Genomic DNA, 2,616 nt, shown 5'->3' with positions numbered 1-2,616 from the left:
GCGCACGCCACTCTTCCAGTGGAGTCGGGGGGAGGAAGGAAGAGGGGGGGAGGAAAAATCTGCTTTTCTGCTGCGGGGGGGGAAGCCGGCCCGCTTCGCCGTGGTCCGTGCCGTTCGGTCAGTAACGCGGCCGGTTGAACCAGCTGACGCCGTCTCGGACGCACATGGCGGTGATCCAGATGATGCTGATCGCCAGCCACAGGAAGGCCATCACCAGGCCCACCGCGGTGCCGGCGCTGATGGCGCCCAGCAGGATCAGCAGGCCGACCAGGCCGCCGAAGCAGCCGTACACGATGGTGGTCACCCGGACGGAGTTGCCGCCCTTGCCGAACTTGGCGCCGAGCGTGATGGAGAGCGCGGCGAACAGCCCGAACACGACGGCGATCACGATCAGGACACCGGCGGCGGCGTCGCCCATCGCGGTGAACGGGTTGTCGCTGGTCGTGTGCTTGAGGGTGTTGGTGGCGTCCTTGGCGGCCGCCCCGATGATCACGTAGATGATCGCGAGGATCGTCTGCACGCCGCCGACGATGAACAGCAGCACCCGGGCGGTCGTCACCAGGCCCGGCATGGACTGCGGCACGGCCGGCGCGTAGCCGTAGCCCGGCGCGGCCATCGGGGCCTGCTGCGGGTAGCCGTAGCCCGGCGCGGCCGGCGGGGCCTGCTGCGGGTAGCCGTAGCCCGGCGCGGCCGGCGGCTGGCCGTACGGGTTGTTCGGGTCGGGCGGGTAACTCATCGATGCCTCCGGGCAGTTACGGGACGCGGGGACGGGACGGCGGAGGACCCGGTTGCGGTCGGCGAGTCGGGTCGACGACGGAACGGGACGGTATCGGAGCGCAGTGACAGCCCGGCTGCGGCGACGGGCGCGGCCGGCTCAGCAGGGTGATGAGGAACGGGCGAGCACGGGCCTGGACGGGCGCGGCGCGGTGAGGACGGTGCCGCGGCGGTCGGGCCGCTCGGTCTGCTGTGGTCGGATCACTGGCTCTTTCCCCCGGGTACGCCCCCGCCACGGGATCCGTCGGCCCGTCACCGGGCCGCGCCGCGGCAGGGGATGCCCACATATCGTCATCCGGACGGCAGTACCGTGTCCAGCCGGTTCCGGGTGCCGGGCCAAGACTGTGGCGCAACCGCAATACGGGGCGGACCTTCCGTGCCCGTCCGGTCGCGGGAGCGGCCCGGGTACGGAGCCCGGTCGCGATCCGGGAGAATGGGGTCATGACTGCCCAGATTCTCGATGGCAAGGCCACCGCGTCCGCGATCAAGTCCGAACTCGCCGCCCGCGTGGCGGCCCTCAAGGCGAAGGGCGTCACGCCCGGCCTCGGCACCGTCCTGGTCGGCGACGACCCGGGCAGCCGCTGGTACGTCAACGGGAAGCACAAGGACTGCGCCGAGGTCGGCATCGCCTCGATCCAGCGCGAGCTGCCCGCCACCGCCACCCAGGAGGACGTCGAGAACGTCGTCCGCGAGCTCAACGCCGACCCGGCCTGCACCGGCTACATCGTCCAGCTGCCGCTGCCCAAGGGCCTGGACCAGAACCCGGTCCTGGAGCTGATGGACCCGGACAAGGACGCCGACGGCCTGCACCCGACCTCGCTGGGCCGGCTCGCCCTGGGCATCGACGGCCCGCTGCCGTGCACCCCGCTGGGCATCGTCGAGCTGCTGCGCCGCCACGACGTCGAGATCAACGGCGCCGAGGTGGTCGTGGTCGGCCGCGGCATCACCGTCGGCCGCTCGATCGGCCTGCTGCTGACCCGCCGCAGCGAGAACGCCACCGTGACCCTGTGCCACACCGGTACCCGTGACCTCGGCGCGCACCTGCGCAAGGCCGACATCATCGTGGCCGCCGCGGGCGTGCCGCACCTGGTCAAGCCGGAGGACGTCAAGCCCGGCGCGGCGGTGCTGGACGTGGGCGTCAGCCGCAGCGAGGGCAAGATCGTCGGTGACGTGCACCCGGGCGTGGCCGAGGTGGCCGGCTGGATCTCCCCGAACCCCGGCGGCGTGGGCCCGATGACCCGCGCGATGCTGCTCAACAACATCGTCGAGGCGGCCGAGCGCCGCGCCGGCATCTGACCCCCGAGGGACGACGAGCATGACTGAACCGCGACCGGCGCGGTCCCGGCGCAGGCCGGTCAAGACCACCGGCACCATGCCGCCCGAGGGCGCGGCCCCGGCCCTCGGGCGCGACCACGCCCTGCCGGTGCGGCAGTGGCCGATAACGCTGGTCCTGTCGGTGGTCGGCGCCGGCCTCGCGGTCACCTGGTTCGCCGACTTCAAGGACGGCTTCAAGTACGGGCTGCTGATCCTCGGCGCCGGGGTGCTGCTCGGCGCGGTGCTGCGGCTGGTGCTGCCCGAGGTCGGGATGCTGGCGGTGCGCAGCCGCTTCACCGACGTGATCGTGCTGACCTTCCTGGGCGCCTCGATCGTGCTGCTGACCCTGGTGGCGCAGCCGAACCCGTGGCTGGAGTTCCCGCTGCTCGACAACATCGGCCAGCTGATCGGTCGGCCCAAGCACTGAGCCGTCTCCGCGGCGTTGGACAGGCCGGGGAGGCCGTGGCAGGGGCGGGACAAAGGGATGGGGGATGAGTAGGAGACGTTGTGTTCCGCGGACTCTACGAA

3 protein-coding genes are annotated in these 2,616 nt (G+C 71.9%); 2 read left to right on the top strand and 1 reads right to left on the bottom strand.

Going from position 1 to position 2,616, the window contains the following annotated elements:
• Window positions 1–118: 118 nt before the first annotated feature.
• The gene (locus ACFQ87_RS29615; protein WP_380613909.1) at window positions 119–736 is read right to left on the bottom strand and encodes a hypothetical protein; all 618 of its coding nucleotides are present in this window, start codon (window positions 734–736) and stop codon (window positions 119–121) included.
• A 479-nt stretch (window positions 737–1,215) separates the two neighbouring features.
• On the opposite strand from ACFQ87_RS29615, the gene ACFQ87_RS29610 reads away from it, so the two are divergent.
• Window positions 1,216–2,070: a bifunctional methylenetetrahydrofolate dehydrogenase/methenyltetrahydrofolate cyclohydrolase gene (locus tag ACFQ87_RS29610; protein ID WP_380613908.1), complete on the top strand. Its 855-nt coding sequence runs from the start codon at window positions 1,216–1,218 to the stop codon at window positions 2,068–2,070.
• Window positions 2,071–2,089: 19 nt separating this feature from the next.
• On the top strand, window positions 2,090–2,515 hold the full coding sequence (locus tag ACFQ87_RS29605; protein WP_380613907.1) for a DUF3017 domain-containing protein: 426 nt from the start codon (window positions 2,090–2,092) through the stop codon (window positions 2,513–2,515).
• Window positions 2,516–2,616: the final 101 nt, after the last annotated feature.

Source organism: Kitasatospora sp. NPDC056531 (genome assembly GCF_042794375.1).
In the GTDB taxonomy this organism is placed as follows: Bacteria; Actinomycetota; Actinomycetes; order Streptomycetales; family Streptomycetaceae; genus Kitasatospora.
The sequence above is the reverse complement of the archived record's forward strand: the minus strand, read 5'-3'. Positions and strand labels throughout refer to the sequence as shown.